Annotated in this window: 15 protein-coding genes; all 15 read left to right on the top strand. The window is 66.6% G+C overall.

Going from position 1 to position 17,876, the window contains the following annotated elements:
• Positions 1-705 precede the first annotated feature (705 nt).
• A complete protein-coding gene (locus INP57_RS26690) occupies positions 706-1,971 on the top strand; it encodes a cytochrome P450 (RefSeq protein WP_200073119.1) in 1,266 nt (421 codons plus the stop codon).
• Positions 1,971-2,165, top strand: a complete 195-nt coding sequence (locus INP57_RS26685) for a ferredoxin (protein ID WP_200073118.1) — start codon at positions 1,971-1,973, stop codon at positions 2,163-2,165. Before INP57_RS26690 ends, INP57_RS26685 begins: the two co-directional genes overlap by 1 nt.
• A gap of 52 nt (positions 2,166-2,217) precedes the next feature.
• The gene (locus INP57_RS26680; RefSeq protein WP_200073117.1) at positions 2,218-2,646 is read left to right on the top strand and encodes an SCP2 sterol-binding domain-containing protein; all 429 of its coding nucleotides are present in this window, start codon (positions 2,218-2,220) and stop codon (positions 2,644-2,646) included.
• A gap of 116 nt (positions 2,647-2,762) precedes the next feature.
• A complete protein-coding gene (locus INP57_RS26675; protein WP_233628338.1) occupies positions 2,763-3,608 on the top strand; it encodes an MlaE family ABC transporter permease in 846 nt (281 codons plus the stop codon).
• A 10-nt stretch (positions 3,609-3,618) separates the two neighbouring features.
• Positions 3,619-4,476, top strand: a complete 858-nt coding sequence (locus INP57_RS26670) for an ABC transporter permease (protein ID WP_233628337.1) — start codon at positions 3,619-3,621, stop codon at positions 4,474-4,476.
• A gap of 53 nt (positions 4,477-4,529) precedes the next feature.
• Positions 4,530-5,318 (top strand): ABC transporter ATP-binding protein, encoded by a 789-nt coding sequence (locus INP57_RS26665; protein WP_233628353.1) that lies wholly within the window; start codon positions 4,530-4,532, stop codon positions 5,316-5,318.
• A 31-nt stretch (positions 5,319-5,349) separates the two neighbouring features.
• Entirely contained in the window at positions 5,350-6,555 is a 1,206-nt protein-coding gene (locus tag INP57_RS26660) for an MlaD family protein (protein WP_200073115.1), read from the top strand.
• The gene (locus tag INP57_RS26655; RefSeq protein ID WP_200073114.1) at positions 6,552-7,973 is read left to right on the top strand and encodes an MlaD family protein; all 1,422 of its coding nucleotides are present in this window, start codon (positions 6,552-6,554) and stop codon (positions 7,971-7,973) included. The genes INP57_RS26660 and INP57_RS26655 overlap by 4 nt, the downstream gene beginning before the upstream one ends.
• On the top strand, positions 7,973-9,259 hold the full coding sequence (locus INP57_RS26650; RefSeq protein WP_200073113.1) for an MlaD family protein: 1,287 nt from the start codon (positions 7,973-7,975) through the stop codon (positions 9,257-9,259). Before INP57_RS26655 ends, INP57_RS26650 begins: the two co-directional genes overlap by 1 nt.
• Complete coding sequence (locus INP57_RS26645) at positions 9,259-10,677, top strand: MlaD family protein (protein WP_200073112.1); 1,419 nt, start codon at positions 9,259-9,261, stop codon at positions 10,675-10,677. The genes INP57_RS26650 and INP57_RS26645 overlap by 1 nt, the downstream gene beginning before the upstream one ends.
• 9 nt (positions 10,678-10,686) lie before the next feature.
• A complete protein-coding gene (locus INP57_RS26640) occupies positions 10,687-11,940 on the top strand; it encodes an MlaD family protein (protein WP_200073111.1) in 1,254 nt (417 codons plus the stop codon).
• Positions 11,940-13,235 carry an MlaD family protein gene (locus tag INP57_RS26635; RefSeq protein WP_200073110.1) on the top strand — a complete coding sequence of 432 codons (1,296 nt, stop codon included), beginning with the start codon at positions 11,940-11,942 and terminating at the stop codon, positions 13,233-13,235. Before INP57_RS26640 ends, INP57_RS26635 begins: the two co-directional genes overlap by 1 nt.
• A gap of 391 nt (positions 13,236-13,626) precedes the next feature.
• The gene (locus INP57_RS26630) at positions 13,627-15,981 is read left to right on the top strand and encodes an RND transporter family protein (RefSeq protein ID WP_307850299.1); all 2,355 of its coding nucleotides are present in this window, start codon (positions 13,627-13,629) and stop codon (positions 15,979-15,981) included.
• Positions 15,978-17,069, top strand: coding sequence for a peptidyl-prolyl cis-trans isomerase (locus INP57_RS26625; RefSeq protein WP_200073108.1), 1,092 nt, complete (start codon positions 15,978-15,980; stop codon positions 17,067-17,069). Before INP57_RS26630 ends, INP57_RS26625 begins: the two co-directional genes overlap by 4 nt.
• Positions 17,070-17,198: 129 nt before the next feature.
• Positions 17,199-17,714, top strand: coding sequence for a hypothetical protein (locus tag INP57_RS26620; protein ID WP_200073107.1), 516 nt, complete (start codon positions 17,199-17,201; stop codon positions 17,712-17,714).
• Positions 17,715-17,876 lie beyond the last annotated feature (162 nt).

Genomic DNA, 17,876 nt, shown 5'->3' with positions numbered 1-17,876 from the left:
GGGTCCTTCCACGGTCGCGGCCGACCGGAGTGTCGTTCGGGTCGTCGGGACGCCGTTCCTGTCGGCCGCCGGTCGGCGAGTTTGCAGGTGGCAGGAGCTGTCTCTGCCGGGCGAGGAGCGAACGGCCCTGCCGGTGACCACTTTAGTCCGCGCGGACGAGGGGGTGCGCCGCGGTCGCTGCGCGCACGGCTGCGGCGGTGCTGGTTTTGCCGTGACTTCTCGGCATGAGCTGGTGGCACACTCTTAAGGGCTACACCAGAAGCGTCCGAACAGCCAACTGTGTCGACTATGCGTGTCGCGGCTCGCCGGAGTGATCGCGCCGGCGGATGTGGCGCTCCGGGTGGGGGCGGCGCGGTCCCGTTGACCGCAGTGGGGCCGGATGGGCTGCGATGACAGCTCGGCGAGGGCGGTCGCAGGTGCCGGGGACCGGAGCGGCTCAGCCGCGGCCGGAGTCGTCGTCGCGAATGTGCGACACGCAACTTGACTATATACACAAGTAAGTATTACGTTCCCATGTGTGTCACATGTGAGGTGTCTCTCGGGGTCCTGACCCGGAGTGGCCAGCCGCGGACCGGCCCGGCGTGCGCACCTCCTGTCCGTCATCGGAGTGATCGGCGACCACCGCGTCGCCCGTCTTCACTGCGCGTCGGCATCCATCGGCTGGCGGTCGCGATCGCACCACCACCACGGAAGAGGACGGTCATATTGAGCTCTCCAGACAGTGTCAGCAAGCAGGCGCCGCGCCTGGACGAAAGTCGGCTCCGCGAGCTGATCGGGCGATTCAGCCTGCACAGTAAGGAAAGCCAGGAGCACTCGCAGGAACTCTTCGCGGAGATGCGGAAGTCCTGCCCTGTCGCGCACAGCTCGGAGCACGGCGGCTTCTACGCGCTGTCGCGCTACAAGGACGTTTACGAAGCGTCCCACCAGCCGGAGTCCTTCTCGTCGTTCCCGGTGACGATTCCGCCGTTCGGCAACCCGACTCCGATGATCCCGATCGAGGCCGACCCGCCGCGCCACCGCAACTACCGGGCGCTGGTCGGACGGCAGTTCAGCCCGAAGTCGGTGGCGAACATCGAGCCGCAGATGCGCGAGATGATCACCAGCATCATCGACGGTTTCCGCGGCGCCACCGAGGTGGACCTGGCCAAGGAAGTCGCCGTGCCGCTGCCGCTGCGGGCGATTCTGGAGCTGTACCTGGGTGTTCCGAAGAAGGACTGGGACATGCTCAAGGACCAGTTCCTCATCTTGTTGCAGCCCGACCCCGAGTGCAGCGATGACGAGAACACGGAGCGCGCGCTGGAAGCGGGCCTGCACTGCCAGAAGTACTTCGCCGAGATGTTGGAGAACCTCCGGATCAACGGGTATGGCACCGACCTGATCAGTGATCTGGACCAGGCCGAGATCGAAGGCGAGCGCTTGGAGGACGACGAGATCTTCGGCTTCTGCCTGGTGCTGGTACCGGCCGGGTTCGACACCACGGCGAGCGTGCTTAGTCGGCTGCTGCTGATGTTCGCCGAACAGCCCGAGGTGCGCACCCAGTTCGAGAACATCGTCGACGATCCCGGCAAGCTGGACCTTGCCATCGAAGAGCTGATCCGCTTCATGCCGCCGCAGCCGGGCGTCGCCCGCAACGTCGCGGAGAAGTGCACCTTCCTGGGGCAGGACCTCGAGGAGGGCGACCGGATGCTGCTGCTGTGGCCATCCGCGAACCACGATCCCGAGGAGTTCGAGAACCCGGACGAGCTGGTGCTCGACCGGTCGCCCAACCGCCACCTCGGGTTCGGCTCGGGCATCCACCGCTGCCTGGGCGCCCACCTCGCTCGACTGGAGCTGAAGGTTTTCTTGCAGGAATTCCTGGCGCGGGTGCCGCGCTACGACGTTACTCCGGGGCAGGAAGCGGTGTGGCACACCGGGAACACCTGGGGCGTGAAGAAGCTGCCGGTGACCTTCGAGCCCTGGAGTGCCGCCTGATGCGTCTTTCGATCGACCCGGACAAGTGCTCGGGCCACGCGCGGTGTGTCGCGCGTGCACCGGACCTGTTCGACGTGGACGACGAGGGGGCCTCCTTCGTCCTCGTCGACGAAGTCGGCCCTGACTTGGCGGAGGACGCCCGCAAGGCGGTCGACGTCTGCCCGGAACGAGCGATCTCGCTGCACGAGGACTGATCGGTCTCCGGACCCCGAACTGACTGCCGCAACCGAAGCAGGGATGCCAATCATGGGCGTTTTCAAGGACGAATCCGAGGTCTACCAGTACGTCGGACGGATCTTCAAAGTGAGCATGGAGGACCCGGAACTCGGTCCCAAGCTCCGCAAGGTGGGCTCGGTGCTCAAGCTGAACCAGACTGATCCGACGTCGATGATCGTGATCGATTTCGGCGAGGGCGTCGTGCAGCTCGGCGAGAACGACGACACCAAGGTCACCAGCGCGATCGATGCTGAACTCGACATGGAAGCCGATGTCGCGCATCGCTTCTGGCTCGGCAAGGTCAACGTCGCGCTGGCGATGGCCAAGGGCCAGATCCGCAACAAGGGCAAGGTGTCGGCCGTTATGAAGATCTTGCCGTACACCAAACCGCTGTTCGCCACCTACGAGAAGATCTTGCGCGACGCCGGGCGCGAAGATCTGGTCGACGCGGTGAAGTAGATGAGCGCGCCGATCCGCCGCCTGCAGCCCTCGCGCCTGCACCACGGACCAGCACACCCTTCCGGGCGCGGTCGGCCGTGCTCAGGATTTCCCGCGGCGATTATCAGGGAGCACGAATGACCACTGTGGACAAAGGCGAGAAGTCGGGGTCGCGGACGGTGGACCGGGCCGTCGGGTCCGTCCCCGGGCCGGTGCGCAACGTCGTGCTGGAGATCGGGCAGATGTGCCAGCTGCTCGGCAAGGTCGTCTACAGCGCCGTCCGCTACCCGCGCGGGTATTGGAAGGACACCGTCGATGAGATGTACGCCGCGCTGAAGCTCTGCTTCTGGCCGGCGACGTTCTCCATGGCGGGGTTCGGATTCCTTATCTGCGTCATGGGCGTCGGATTGCTGGTGCTACTCGGCGCGGCGAACCGGATGGGGTCCTTCTGGGTGATGGCGGACATCCGCGAGATCGCCACCTGGATGGTCGGGATGGTTGTGGCCGGTGTCATCGGTACCTCCATCACCTCGGACCTGGGAGCCCGCAAGGCCAGGGAAGAACTCGACGCCCTCAAAGTTCTGGGGCTCGATCCGATCCGGATGCTGGTGGTTCCGCGGGTGATCTCGACCGCAATCTTGTGTGCTCTGCTGAACTTCCTCGCGTCGTTCGTAGGTATCTTCCTCGGCCTGCTGGCGGTGGGTGCGCTAGGGGACACCACATCGGGCGCCTACATGGACAGCATGTTCCACAACCTCTACGCCGCCGACATTTGGGGCGCGGAACTGAAGACGCTGCTGAGCGGGTTGATGATCGGCGTCGTCTGCAGTTACAAGGGGCTCAACGCCGGCGGTGGCCCGGAAGGCGTCGGCCGTGCCGTCAACCAGGCGGTCGTCATCTCCTTCGCGCTGGTGTGGGTGTTCAACTTCTTCTTCAACGCCATTGCTCAGGGGTTGAACCCCAACCTGATGATGCTGAGATAAGGAATCCCGGATGGCCATCCAAAGCGCGCAGCCGGCTCCGCGCAACGTTCTGCGCTGGCGCGGGTCGGAACAGCGGAAACGTCCGCCCATCTTGTTCTTTACTACGTTCACCACCGTTGGGAACATCGCCTCGTTCAGCGCCCGGGTATTGGTGGAGATGCCACTCGCCATCGGCCTCTACCTGTCCGAGGTCATCCGGCAGTCGGCGATTCTCATCCGGTCGAGCAGCCTGGTCATCTGGTTCATGGCGTTCGCCATCGGCGGGGAGACGGGACTGCAGGGCAGCTACATCCTCGACCAGTTCGGCGCGTCGGACTACGTCGGGGTCTTCAACGCCGTCGGTGACCTGAAGGCCGACGGTACCTCGATGTGGGGCTGGATTCTTGCGGCGAAGGTCGGCTGCGGCTACGTCGCGGAGATCGGATCGATGCGCATCAGCGACGAGATCGACGCGCTGGAAGTGATGGGCATCCACTCCCGCGCCTACCTGGCCGGCACCAGGCTCTGGGCCATGTGGATCACGGCACCGTTCTTGTTCCTGACCGGGATGGGATGTCAGTTCATCGGTTCCTGGACGGTCACCCAGCTGATGCTCGACACCACTTCTCCTGGTGCTTACACCAACATCTTCTGGTCCTTCCAGGCGCCGATCGACCTATTGTATGCGCTGATCTGGGCGATGATCCTGGCCACCTTGATCACTCTGGTCGGCTGCTATTACGGCTACACCTCGTCCGGTGGTCCTGTCGGAGTCGGGGTCAATACGGCGAAGTCGATGATGGTCAACATGATCATCGTCAGCGCTGCGGCTGCCATCCTGTACCAGTTCTTCTTCGGCACCACGATCCAGACGCCGATTGCCAATTAGGGAAACGTGGCTGAGTTGAGGAGTCTTTGATGGATTTACAAGACACCGAAGTCATGTCGTCGGCGGTGAGTGCCGAAGCGAACGGTGACGGGAAGATCGCGTCGGTGCGCGATGTGTACAAGTCCTTCGGTTCTTTCCAGGTGATGAATGGTCTGAGCCTGGATTTCAAGCCGGGTGCGATCACCACGATCCTCGGCCCCTCGGGCACCGGAAAGAGTGTTCTGCTCAAGCACATGGTGGGCCTGCTGGAACCGGATGCCGGCATGGTCAGCGTGTTCGGGAAGGACATCTGGCGAATCGAGGAGCGGGAACGGGCCAAGCTGCGCAAGCGGTTCGGTGTGCTGTTCCAGGACGGGGCCCTGTTCGGCTCCATGAACGTGTACGACAATGTGGCGTTCCCGCTTCGCAAGCACACCGAAATGCCCGAGAAGGATGTTGGCGAGATTGTCACCTACCGACTCAAAGAGGTCGGCCTGGAAGCAGCGTGGAAGAAATTCCCCAGCGAGATTTCAGGTGGCATGAAAAAGCGTGCCGGCTTCGCCAGGGCGCTGGTGCTGAATCCGGAGATCGTGCTGTTCGACGAGCCGGACTCGGGGCTCGACCCGGTCCGCACCAGCTTGCTCAACGATGTGATTCTCAAGATTCACAGCGAGGATCGGGGCACCTATGTCGTGGTCACCCACGACATCAGGACGGCACGGAAGGTGAGCGATTACGTCGGCCTGATCTGGCAGGGGCGTGTGGTGTACTACGGGCCCGCGGCGGAAGCATTCGCGTCGGACGATCCGTTCGTGCGGCAATTCCTCGCCGGGGACTCGGTCGGCCCATTGGGAATGGATTGAGATGCGCCGAGTGGTGAAGTGGGGAGCCGCCGTGGTCGTCGCGGCTCTCGCCCTCGGCGGGTTCGCCTGGGCGGCGGGCAGCGACGACTACGAGCTCCAGCTGGTTATGCCCAACGCGGCGAACCTCCTGGAAGGATCGCGGGTCGAGGTCGACGGGAAGGCGGTCGGCGAGGTCACCGGGCTGCAAGCCCGGGATGGCAAGGCGTTGGTGACGGTATCGGTTGACGACGACCACGCACCGCTGTACTCGGGAACCAAAGCACAGATCGAATGGCGGGGCCTGCTCGGCGAGCGCGTGATCAGGCTGCTACCCGGGCCGGAGGGCAACCCCGAGATTCCGTCCGGAAGCCTCGTGCAAGCCGGCTCCGAGCAGGTCGAGCTGGAACAGGTGCTGGCCGCACTCGATGGCCCCACCCGCAAACACGTGAAATCCACCGTGCAACAGCTGAATCAGCAGCTAAAAGATCATCCGCAGGACATCCAGGCGACACTCAACGCTGCCGGGCCCGCGGTCCAGGAACTCGGCGAGGTTCTGAAGGCCGTAGGGCAGGACGGCCCGGCGATCCAGCGCCTTATCCGCGACCTGCGGACGATGATGGAGCCGGTGGCGGGCAGGCAGGCGGAACTCGAAAAGATCGTGCGCGATCTGACCGCTGCCACCGGCACGATGTCCGCCGAGCAACAGCAACTGAAGCAGGCATTGGGCGAGCTACCGTCCACATTGGACTCAGCGAAGCGGACGATGGACGGTGTTCCCGAAGCAGTCGACGAAACGGTGCCGCTGTTGCGGGATCTGCGGCCAGCGACTCAGCAGCTGAAGTCGGTGTCGCAAAACCTGAGTCCGCTGTTGCGGGATCTGCGGCCAGCGATCAGCGATCTGCGACCGACGTTGACCTCCGCGAATGAGTTGCTGCAGCGCACGCCCGACCTGCTGGACAGCGCCCACGGCACGGTGCCCGGCGTGACCCAGGCGTTGGACCAGCTCAACCCAGCCGTGCAGTTCCTCCGGCCCTACACCCCGGACCTCATGGGCTGGCTGAGCAACTGGAGCGCGGCGTTCGCGAACTACGACTCGCAAGGCCACTACTTCCACGGGGCGGTTCAAGTCAGTCCGAGCGTCCTCGACGACAACCCCGGAGCGAACGTGGGCCTCAAGGGCGGGCCGAACTCGCGTCCCGCGCCGGGTATGGCATCCGGTCAAGCCTGGGTCGACGCGAATGGGAGTGCACCCCGATGAGATTCTTCAAGCACGCCGGAATTCGGATCGGACTGGTGCTCGCCGCGGTCGCCACCGTGGTGGCCACCGGGGTCGCCGTGACGCGCTTCGACGAGGACAAGGACGTCCCGTTGACGGTGATGTTCGCCAACGCCAGTCCGATGATCCCGGGGAACCTCGTCCGGCTCGACGGCGTCGAAGTCGGCCAAATCGAGTCCATCGAGCTGCGCAACGGTCAAGCGGCGGTCAAGATGCGCATCGACCGTTCAGTGCTTCCCCTGCACAGCGACGCGAGCGCGAAGATCCGCCCGGTGACGTTGCTCGGCGAGCGGTTCATCGACCTCAACCGCGGTTCGCCCGGGGCTCCTGAGCTGCCGGAGCCGATGGAGATCCGTGCGGACCGCGCCACCCGTGCGGTGGACCTTGACGAGGTGCTCAACTCGCTCGACGATCCTTCCAGCACCGCGCTCGCCGCCCTGGTCACCACCCTGGGCGAAGGTACGGCCGGGCAGGGCGCCAACATCGACGAGGCTCTCAAGGCGCTGGCCCCGGCGTTGCAGGACACCCAGCGGCTGGGGTCCGTGCTGGAGCAGCAGAACGAGGTGCTCGGACAGCTCGTGGATCGCACGAGCCCGGTCGCCAAGGCGCTGGCCGAGCAGAACGGCGGGAACCTCGATAAGGCGGTGGAGTCCGGCAAGCAGTTGCTGGCGTCGGTGGCCGCTCAGCGACAAGCCACAAAGGACTCGCTGGCTCAGCTTCCCGGAACCCTGGAAAAGGCCAGGAACGTGCTCTCCGAAGTATCCGGGGTCGCCGAACAGGCCACGCCCGCGTTGCGTGACGTCCGGCCGGTGACCGACAACCTGACGGAGATCACCGACGAGCTGGACAAGTTCGCCGACGCCGCGGATCCGGCGCTTGCTTCCCTGCCGCCGGTGTTGGACAAGGGCAAGGCGCTGCTCGACCAGGCCGCGCCTGCCGTCCGGGAACTCAAACCCGGTGTGGAGCAACTTCCGGGGGTGAGTTCCTCCGCGCACCGGCTGGTCGGCGATCTGACGCCGGCGATGGGCACGGCGCTGGACTTCATCAAGTACTGGGCGATGTCCACCAACGGCCGGGACGGCTTGGGCAACTACTTCCGCGCATTCGTGGTGACGACGCCGCAGAGCTTGCTGCAGTACCCCGGTGTGGGAGTCGGTCCGCCGGGGCAGCCCGGTCCGCGCCCGGCGCCGGAACTACCGATCCCGGGAGTTCCCGGTGTGCCCCCGCCACTCCCGGGGTTGCCGAGCATCCCCGGGCTTACCGGTTCTCCGGAGGACGGCGGCTTGAAGCCGGACGCTCCGGCGCCCGGCGGCCCGGCGGCCAACGGTGATGGCAGCGCGACGGGGCTCGAACTCTCGCAGGAGACCGCGCTGGTCGACCAACTTCTTGGAGGACGCTGATGGCAGCGGTGTCACGACCGACGACTCGGTCGTTCCTGGCCGGTCTGGTCGGCTTGGTCGTCCTGGGCGGGTTCGTGTTCGTCGGGGTCACGGCCAGCTCGGGTCTGCCCGGAACGCCGGTGACGACGGTCCGGGCCGAGTTCGATCACGTCGGTGCCTCGCTGAAGGTGGGCAACGACGTCCGGGAGAACAGCTCCCGGATCGGGGAAGTGTCGGACCTGAGCTACGAGAACGGACATGCCGTGGTGACCTTGGAACTGGACGGGCGGGTGCCGGTCTACAAGGACGCCAGGGCCCAGATCTGGGACCAGTCGGCGCTGGCCAAGAAGTTCGTGGAGATCGACCGCGGGCATCAAGAGTCCGGCCGGCTCGGCGGTCAGACGATCCCGGCGGAACGCAACGTTGGCTCGGCCGATCTCGACAACGTGCTGGATGCGCTTGATCCGAAGACCCGCGAGGCGCTGACCGGCACCCTCCGCGAGGTCGGGAGCGGGGGAGCGGGGCACGGTCAGGATATCAACGACATGGCCGCCAAAGCTCCTGAAATCCTGCGCGGACTCGGCAACACGTCGGAAACGTTGAGCGATCCGCAGACGGATCTGCCCGGGCTGTTGCACCGCGCCGACGATCTGGTGGGCTCGCTGAACGGCCGGGAGCGGGAACTGGCGGATCTCGTGCGGGAGGTCGGCGACACGGCCGGGGCCGCCGCCGTGGACCGCGGAGCGCCGCTGCAAGACAGCCTCAAGGCGCTGCCCGCGACGCTGAATGAGGCCCGTACCGGCCTCGACTCGCTGGACGAGCCGCTGGGCGATGTCCGCTCCGCGGTGTCTGACATCCGCTCCGGTGCCTCGGCGCTGGGATCGGCGACCCCCGACGTGCGCGGGGTATTGCGCGAGGGCCGGAAGCCGTTGGACATGGTTCCCGGCGTGGCCGACAAGGCCGAGCCCGCGGTCGAGGACCTGACCCAGACGGTGGCAGACGCGCGTCCGCTGGTACCGCCGCTGTCCCGTGCGTTGACCGACGCCGCTCCGCCGGTTAACACGCTGGCGCAATACAGCCCCGAGGTAGTCGCCTTCTTCCGGAACATCGAGAGCATGGTGTCCACCTCGGTCGCGCCGGGCGTGCACGGCGCTCGCGTCGGGGTGGCAGCGCAAGGGCCTGCCATCGCCGACGGTGGCCTGCTCAAGGACCCGCTGCAAGGGCAAGACCCCTACCCGGCGCCCGGTGAGGTCTACAAGCAGCGCACCGGACTGCTGCCGAACATTCTCACCGGAGGTGGCCAATGATGTCCGCGAAGAGGCGCAGGTTCGGCTCACCCCTGGCCATCGGGGCGGTCCTGCTGGTGGCGGTTCTCGTGGTGCTGTTCGGCGTGTACCAGAAGGAGCGGATCGGCACCACGCTGTCCTCCGGAGACGAGGTCCAGGCCGAGTTCGACCGCCAGTACCGGCTGGTGCCTGCCAAGTCAGAGGTGAAGATGGCCGGTGTCGTCGTCGGCACGGTGACCGATGTGGAGCAGGACGAGGGCGAAAAAGCGTTGGTATCGATGAAGGTCTGGGGTGCCACGACGGACAAGCTGGGTAGTGCGCCGTCCGCGATCATCCGGCCGACGACGCTGCTCGGCGGCAACTACTACATCGAACTCAAGCAAGGCGATGGGCACGGGCAGTACGACGGCGAACCCATCCCCTCCGAGCGCACCAGCGTTCCCACCGAACTCGACAAGATCCTCGCCGCGATACCTGGGCGAGCTCAGGACAGCATCCGGAACACGACGCGGCTGACGGACGAGTCCCTGCGCGCCGGTGCCGGCGAGAACCTGGGCAACGTCTTGGAACATGCGCCGCAGACGCTCGGCCCGGCGGGAGAGGTCCTCTCCGGTGCGCGGGGTACGCGCCCGGGTCAGGATCTGTACGGAATCGTGCCGGACGTCGACGCGATCGCCGTCACGCTGACCGACCGGGACGGGCAGCTCGGGCACACCATCGACTCGCTCGGTGACGTCAGCGCGACGTTGTCCACGGTGCGCCGGCCGCTGACCGACTCGATCACCGCTCTTCCAGAGACGCTGACCAGCACGCGGAGGGGGCTGGACGAGCTGCACGGCAGCCTGAACCGGTTGACGGACACGGCCGGCAACGCCAGGCCCGCCGTGCAGGAGCTGGGTCCGGTGCTGGCCGAGGCCGATCCGGTCCTGCGCGAGGCCCGGCCGTTGGTGGCTGAACTCCGGCCGCTGTTGCAGGACGCGCAGCCTGTGGTCGACCAGCTGGTACCCACCGCGGACCGAGCCACCTCGACGCTCGATCTCGTGCGCGGGCCGGTGCTGGACCGGATCAACGGGCCGATCGCGAACGCCGTGATGTCGCCGTGGAAGGGCACCGGAGCCTACGAGGGCAATGGAGGTACCGGCCACAAGCTCTACGAGGAGGTCGGATACCTCGCCGCGCACACCGCGAACCTGTCGAAGTACGGCAACAAGAACGGACGGATGCTTGGTCTCGCGCTCGGTGCTGGAGTTTCCTCCGTGGGCGGTAAGAACCCCGGCACGGCGCAGTTTCTGCAGTCGCTGGGGTTGTTGCCCGAGGGGCTGAAGGTGCTGCCGCCGCCGGACGACTCCGGCGACGACTTCGCCCCGGTACCGGCGACGTCTCCCGGGCAGGACCAGATCCTGCCCGAGCCCGGCGCGCCCCAGCCTCAAGGGAATTAGGAGCCGACCGTGACAAAAAAGCTCTCATTCAGCAGGATCTGGGAGCGGATCCGAACGGTTCCGGGCCTGGGACGCAACCTGCTCGCGCTGACAGTGGTGATCGTCCTCGGTGTGGTCAGCTCGTCGGTGATCTTGTCCAATCAGCGGTTCCTGCCGCCCTGGTCGGAGCGTTACCAGATCGCGGCCGAGTTCGAGCAGGTTCCCGCGGTGAGCCCGGACCAGCAGCCCAAGGTGCGCATCGCCGGGGTCGAGGTCGGACAGGTGACCGGCAGCGAGGTCACCCGGGACGGCAAGGCGCGGCTGACATTGTCGCTGGAACCCGGGTACGAGGTCTATCGCAACGCGCGTTTGGTCCTGCGACCGACCAACCCGCTCAACGAGATGTATGTGGAGATCAACCCGGGCGGTCCGCCAGCTCCGGCACTGCCGCCGAAGGGCGTCATTCCGGCGAGCCAGACGGAGCGCCCGAGGCAGCCCGACGAAGTGCTCAACCACCTCGATGAGCGCAGCAGGAAAGCGGTGACCAACCTGCTGTCCACCTCCGACGTGGCGCTGGCGAACGCGCCGCAGAATCTGCCAGCCGGCCTCAACGCCGCGGACGCCACGTTGCTACGGTTCAAGCCGGTACTGCAGAATCTGCAGACCCGGCGTCAGAACATCGCCGAGCTGGTGACCGCGTTGTCCCAGATCAGCGGGGCGGTCGGCCGCAACGACCGGCGGCTCACCGAGCTGATGAACGCCAGCGAGCAGACGCTGTCGGTGCTGTCCGAGCACAATGCGGACGTCCAGTCCGCGATCGCGCAGCTGCCGGACACGACCGGCGAGCTCAAGCGCGCGATGGACGGCGTCAACGGGTTGACCGGTCAGCTGAACCCGGCGCTGGACAACCTCAACGCCGCGTCGGGCCGGCTGCCGGAGGTGCTGCGCAAGGTCAACGGCACCGTCGACAACCTGGGAAGCACGGTGCAGGCGGCACGGCCCGTCGTGTCCGCCGCGCGACCGGTCGTCCAGGATCTCCGGCCGATGGTGGACCAAGCGCACACGGCCTTGGGCGACCTCCAGCCGGTCGCCCGAGATCTGGGACCGGACTCCGAATTGCTCGTGTCCTACCTCAACGATCTGCAGGCGTTCATCTTCAACACCAACGGGGCGTTCAGCCTTTCCGACGCCAATGGCGGGTTCATCCGGGGTCACGTGGCGGTTCCGCTACCGGATGCGGGTGTGCTGCCTGGTACCCACGGCGGAAACACAGGGGGCGACTGATGAAGTTCTTCCAAGGCACTGCGGGCAAACTCGTCGTCCTGGGCGTCTTCTTCGTCCTCTCGATGATCTACATGGGATACCTGCTGGACAAGGCAGGCGCGACCAACCCACTGGCGAACTCGAAATCCTACACGGTCTCCTTCGAAGTGAACGATGTGGACAACGCGATTCCCGTCGGCGACGTGAAGATCGCCGGCGTCACCGTCGGCGGTATTGACAGCGTCGAGCAAGTGGGTGGCAAGGCGTTGGTCGTGGTGCACCTGGACCAGGACGCGGCGCCGTTGCACGAAGGTGCCAAGGTCAAGGCCCGGATCGGGGCGAAGTCCATCGCCGGTGAGTCCTACATCGACATCGTCGATGGCAATGGGAAGGAGATGCCGAGCGGCAGCAGGATCGTGCCGGAGTCCGTTGAACGGGGCGTGCAACTGCGCGATGTCGTCCACAGCCTCGATCCGAAGACCCGGGAGGCGCTCAGCGGTGTGATCCGCACCGCGGGCGAGGGCACCACCGGTACGAAGGAGGACGTGGACGGCGCCATGACCGGTCTCGGCCAGCTGGGACGGGAGGGCTACACCGCAGTGGACGCCATCTCGGCGCAGTCGCAGGACCTGAAAGTGCTGGCGCAGCAGACCACGGACGTGCTGGACGCGCTCGACACTGGAAAGGGGCAGATCGCCTCGCTGGTGCGCAATGCCCAGCAGCTGACCTCTGCCACCAGCGGTCAGCAGGAGAACCTGGCCTCGTCGGTGCGCAAGCTGCCCGGGGTGCTGTCGAGCACGCAACAGGCCACGGGCAAACTCAAGGAGCTGTCCACCTCCGTCGGACCGGTCGCTGCGGACCTCAAGGAGGCCGCGCCGTCCCTCAACACGGCCCTGGAGCAACTTCCGCAGACCACCGAGGATCTGCGCGGGCTACTGCCCGATCTGACCGGCACGCTGCACCGGGCACCGGGCACATTGGACCGGGTCCCGGCGACGGCACAGGACGTGAGCAACCTCGTGCCCCAGGCACGTACCGCGATGACCAACCTCAACCCGATGCTGTCGTACTTGAAGCCCTACGGCCCGGAGCTCGGTGCGTTCTTCGCCAACTTCGGTTCGATCTTCCAGTACACGGACGAGGCCGGGATTCACTTCTTCCGGCTCCTGCCCGACGAGGGCAGCGAGGCCATCGTCAAGGGTGTGCCGGCACCGCTGCCCGATGTGCTGACGAACAGCAACCCGTACCCCGCTCCGGGGCAGAGCGTCTCGCCCGAGGGGCGCGACTTCACCAAGTTGCACCAGTGGCCGAACTGACGGCCGGGACGGGTTGATCTCCGGAACCTCCGGGGCGGTGCGGGTCGTCGGACCCGCCGACCCCGGAGTTTCCATGCTTCCGTCCATAGTGGAACGTTTGACAACGGGTGCGTTCGCGTCATCGGCGCGATCTTCCCAGTCCCAGTTCTGGTGCGGCAGGTTAGACATAATGCCTGTTCAAAAGCTTGCCCATCCGTCCGCTCTCTCGGTTTTCGGGCATGGAGAGAAACTCCACAAGTATGGAAACTGAGTTGCTTCCAATGTTGTCATTGGCGGTTCACCGAGGTACTGTGTCCCCCGTCACGAGAGATCGACGCGACGGGAAAGGGGTGGGTCGGGAGCGATGCGGTTGTTGCTGGCATCCCGGGCACGGTTCCGGAATCTCCTCGAAGTGATCCGGCGGCCCGCCGCGGGGTCCGGGAACGGCGGACGGCGGATCACCGCGCGAAAACTGGTGGTGTGCCTGGTCATTCTCGGCATCGCAGGCAGCACCGTGGCCGGGCTGCTGAAACTGCGCGTCGAGACCACTGTGGAGTCGTTCCTGCCCAGTAGAGATCCCAGCGTGCAACGCCTGGACGAACACGCCCGGTCGTTCGGCGGGAATCCCGTGGCCGTCGTCCTGGAGTCGAAGGAACCCGGGCACCTGCTCCTCGGCGACCAGCAGCTTGAGAAGCTGATGAAGCTCGAAGGGAATCTGTCGCGACTGCCGGACGTGGCCACCGTTTACGGCCCAGGCACGGTGATGAACCAGCTCGCGATCTCTTCGCAGAACCTGCTCGCGACCCTCAGCGGCACCCGCGACGGATTGCGCGCCCGCGCCGAAGCCGCGGCTCGTGCCCGCGGAGAGTCCGAGTCGTCGGTCCGCGAGGCCGGTGGCGCCGCCACCGCCGACTTCGACCGCCGCTACGGAACGCTGCTGGTCAGGGGGCTTCCCGGTGGTCTGCCCACCACCAAGAACCCGGACTTCGTCAAGAACGTCATCTTCGACGAGGAGGGAAAGCCCCGGGCGCGCTGGCATTTCGTGGTGCCGAAGGACAACAGCGTCGCCGTGCTGGTCCGGCCGCGTCAGGATCTCGACGAGGCCGGTACGAAGAACCTGGTCGCGGGGGTGCGGGACGCGGTCGGAGCTGCTGGGCTCGACACGACCAAGACGACCGTGACCGGCGTTCCTGCCATCACCTCCTCGCTGACCAGCGCGGTCACAGCCGAGATTCCGTTGCTGGCGGGCTTGGCCGCGTTGGTGATCCTGCTGCGCTTCCTGCTGGCCTCGCCCGGTTCCAGCCTGTTCCGCAAGTTGTGGCCGATGCTGGCCGCGGTCATCGGAAGCGCGCTGACCCTGGCGGTGTTCGGGCTGTCCGGTGTGCCCATCTCCTTCGGGGCGGCCGCGCTGCTGCCGCTGCTGATGGGCATCGGCAGCTCGTTCTCGCTGTACCTCGCCGCGTCCGCGAACCGGCGTCGTGTGCTGGTCGTCTCGGCCGCGAGCGCTGTCGCGTTCGCCTCGCTGGCCGCATCGCCGTTGCCGTTCGTCCGGCAACTCGGTCTGGCCCTGGCGCTCGGCGTGGTGTTCACGGTCGGCGTCACCCTGCTGGTCGGCCGCAAGGCCCGGTCCGATGCGAATGCCAAGCCTGACCCGCATGCCCAGTCCGATGCGAAGCCCGAGGCACCACAGCGTCCGACGGCGGTCGGTTTGCGGCGCCCCGGCTTGCGCTGGACCGCGCTCGGAAGCCTGGTGGCGGTCGCAGTGATGGGCTGGGCCTCGCTGGCGACGCTCGACGTCCAAGCCAATCCGGAGGATGCCGCCCGCGGGTTGCCCGAGCTGGAGAACGCCCGGTACGCCGAGCAGGTCCTGGGTTCCTCCGGTGAGGTCAGCATCGTGCTTCGGGGAATGGACGTGCGGAGTCCGGAAGCGCTGGGGTGGATGTACCGGGCGCAGGACGTGGTCGTGTCCCGCTACGGGGACCAGGTCCGGCCGATCCTCACCGCTCCCGACCTGCTGAGCTTCCTCGGTCCCGAGCCGAGCCCGGAGCAGATCTCAGCCGGGCTGCAGTTGTTGCCGCCGTACCTGACCAGCGCGGTGTTCAGCTCCGAAGGGAAGCAGGCGGTCTTGACGTTCGGGCTGAAGTTCCAGGACCTCGGCAATCAGACCGAGCTGCTCGACGAGATGCGCGCGGCGCTACCGCCGCCGCCCGGCGGAACGCAGGTGGACGTCGTAGGGCTGCCGGTGTCCGCGGCCCGCGCTTACGAACAGATCTCGCAGCACCGCTACCTGGACAACCTGGTCGGGATCGCCGCTGCCGGTGCGGTCCTGCTCGTCGGGCTGCGCGGCCACCGGCGGGACGCGCTGCGCGCGATGGCAGCCGCCGCGATGGCGACCGGGTGGACCGTTGCCGGGCTGTGGCTGGTCGGTGAACCGCTGAGCCCGCTGACGATCGCGCTCGGCTCGCTGGCCACGGTGACCGCGTGCGAGTTCACCGTGCTGCTTGCCGATGACCAGCGGAAACGATCGGCCGTGTTGCGGCGGGTGGTCGCGTGGGCGTGTGTCACCTCGGTGGTCGGATACCTGGCCCTCGTCCCCTCGAAGATCGCCCTGCTCCGCGACTTCGGGCTCACGTTGGCGGTGACGGTACTGCTGTCGTACCTGGCCGCTCTCGCCGTCGTGCGGCTGACGCCGCCGGCCGCGCGCAAGCAGGTGCAGGCTCCCGAAGTCCGCGTTGCCGATACGGAACTCTCGGAGGTTCGTTCATGAAGACCCGTATGCCCACCTGGCTCAACCGGGGTGTCCTCGGCCGCTTCGCCGAGCAACTGGGCAGGCGTTCGGTGTTCCGCCTTACCGGTTATCGAGCGGGCGTCGTCGTCGCGATGCTGTTGGTGGTCGTCGGTGGATCCGGTGCGAAGACCGCCATGCACGCGGCGGAGGCGCTGCCCGCGGACGCGGCCTTCCGCTCATCCGGCGTCCTGGTCACGAAGCAGCAGCTCCAGCAGCGGGTCGCCTTGATGGAGTTCCTCTACGGGTTGCAGCGGCCGCCGGACCCCGCGGGAGTCGACAAGTTCAACCGGGCGGTGGCGAAGGCGCTGGTGGTCAGCGACGTGGTGGACCGAGCCGCCGCCGAGCACGGCATCGTCGTCGCGGACAAGGCCGCGAGCGACCAGCTCGACAAGATGATCAAGGAAAACAGTGGTGGTGACCGCCGTGCCTTCATCCAGGAGCTCGGGGCCCGGGGCGTCTCCGAACAGAACGTCCTCGACGAGATCAAACGCCAGCAGGCCAGCGCCCGGCTGTTCGGCAAGGTGACCGAGCCGGTCAAACCGGTCACCGACGCCGACGCGCAGCGCTACTACGACCAGAACCGCGCGCAGATGGTCACTCCGGAGCAGCGCGGCGTCGCCAACATCGTCGTGCCGGATATGGCACAGGCCCAGCAGATCGCGGAGCAGGCGAACGGGGGCAGCGACTTCGGCGCCCTCGCCGCGCAGTTCTCCGTCGACGGCAGCACCAAGGACAAGGGCGGCTCGCTCGGTGACGTGCAGGCCGACCAACTCGATCCCGGCTACGCGAAGGCCGCCTTCGCGGCACCGGCCGGAGCGGTGTTCGGGCCGGTGCAAACCCAGCAGGGCTGGAACGTCGGCAAGGTCGGCGAAGTGCACCCCTCGACGCCCGTCTCGTTCGAGCAGGTCCGGGACGCCATCAAGGGCAAGCTGGACAACGACGCGAAGCTAAAGGTCTGGAACGGTTTCCTCACCCAGCGGATCAAGGACGCCGACGTCACGTACGCACCCGAATACCGGCCCGCGGACCCGGACGCGTCCCCGGCCAGAGCGGCGCAGGGCGAGTAACCACCGCTGGCCAGTCCTTTCAGAATGATTTGCGTGCGGCTTTCGTGGCTGACAGGACAGCGATCAAGAAATCGTTCTGACCGGACTTCCGACCGCAAGACGTCACGTCACTGTAGAAGGAGGAACGACATGCTGGCTCTCGTGCTGGCCGTGGTATCGGGTGGTTGCCTCGCCGCCGGGTGGCTGTTGGAGCAGATCGTGCTGGTGTACGTAGCGCTAGCGTTGTCGGCCGCCGGTCTGGTGCTGGTGGTGGCCTCGGTATGGCGGCGCAGGCAGCTCAGGGGGCAGGAAGCCGCTGGCGATGGCGAATCCGCGGATAATGGCGAACTCCCTGATTCCGCGGAGGATGTGGAGGCGTCCGGCGATGCCGCCGCAGCGCGGTCCGGGGCAGCGGCCGGACCGGATTCGGCGGCCGAGCCGTCCCGCGAGATCTTCGTGGCGCTATCGACCGGGCAGCGGCTGGACGACGACGCGATGGTCGGCGTGGTGCCCGGCCGCAAGCGGTTCCACTCCGGCGAATGCCGCCTGGTGCGGGGAAAGCAGGTGCAGTGGCTGACGCTGGTCGAGGCGCGGGAAGAGGAGTTCACGGCCTGTTCCGTCTGCGTCGAGATCGGAGCGGGTGCACTGCTATCCGAACAGCGTTGAACCCCGCCCGGAGCTGTCCCTGGTTCCGGGATGCCCTTGCGGCACAAGCATTCGCGGAAGACGGCCGTGTCCAGCGGCCGTCTTCCGCTACGCGGTCCCGCCGAAGCGAGGCGGAAATGTCGCGCCCCGGAATGTCGTGCCACTGACGGCGGATTGACGAGA

It is taken from the genome of Saccharopolyspora galaxeae (assembly GCF_016526145.1).
GTDB classification, from domain to species: domain Bacteria; phylum Actinomycetota; class Actinomycetes; order Mycobacteriales; family Pseudonocardiaceae; genus Saccharopolyspora_C; species Saccharopolyspora_C galaxeae.
The sequence above is the reverse complement of the archived record's forward strand: the minus strand, read 5'-3'. Positions and strand labels throughout refer to the sequence as shown.

Coding starts and splice junctions, on each gene's coding strand:
- INP57_RS26685 (WP_200073118.1), top strand. CDS start 1,971: ATGCGTCTTTCGATCGACCCGGACAAGTGCTCGGGCCACGCGCGGTGT.
- INP57_RS26680 (WP_200073117.1), top strand. CDS start 2,218: ATGGGCGTTTTCAAGGACGAATCCGAGGTCTACCAGTACGTCGGACGG.
- INP57_RS26675 (WP_233628338.1), top strand. CDS start 2,763: ATGACCACTGTGGACAAAGGCGAGAAGTCGGGGTCGCGGACGGTGGAC.
- INP57_RS26670 (WP_233628337.1), top strand. CDS start 3,619: ATGGCCATCCAAAGCGCGCAGCCGGCTCCGCGCAACGTTCTGCGCTGG.
- INP57_RS26665 (WP_233628353.1), top strand. CDS start 4,530: ATGTCGTCGGCGGTGAGTGCCGAAGCGAACGGTGACGGGAAGATCGCG.
- INP57_RS26655 (WP_200073114.1), top strand. CDS start 6,552: ATGAGATTCTTCAAGCACGCCGGAATTCGGATCGGACTGGTGCTCGCC.
- INP57_RS26650 (WP_200073113.1), top strand. CDS start 7,973: ATGGCAGCGGTGTCACGACCGACGACTCGGTCGTTCCTGGCCGGTCTG.
- INP57_RS26645 (WP_200073112.1), top strand. CDS start 9,259: ATGTCCGCGAAGAGGCGCAGGTTCGGCTCACCCCTGGCCATCGGGGCG.
- INP57_RS26635 (WP_200073110.1), top strand. CDS start 11,940: ATGAAGTTCTTCCAAGGCACTGCGGGCAAACTCGTCGTCCTGGGCGTC.
- INP57_RS26625 (WP_200073108.1), top strand. CDS start 15,978: ATGAAGACCCGTATGCCCACCTGGCTCAACCGGGGTGTCCTCGGCCGC.
- INP57_RS26620 (WP_200073107.1), top strand. CDS start 17,199: ATGCTGGCTCTCGTGCTGGCCGTGGTATCGGGTGGTTGCCTCGCCGCC.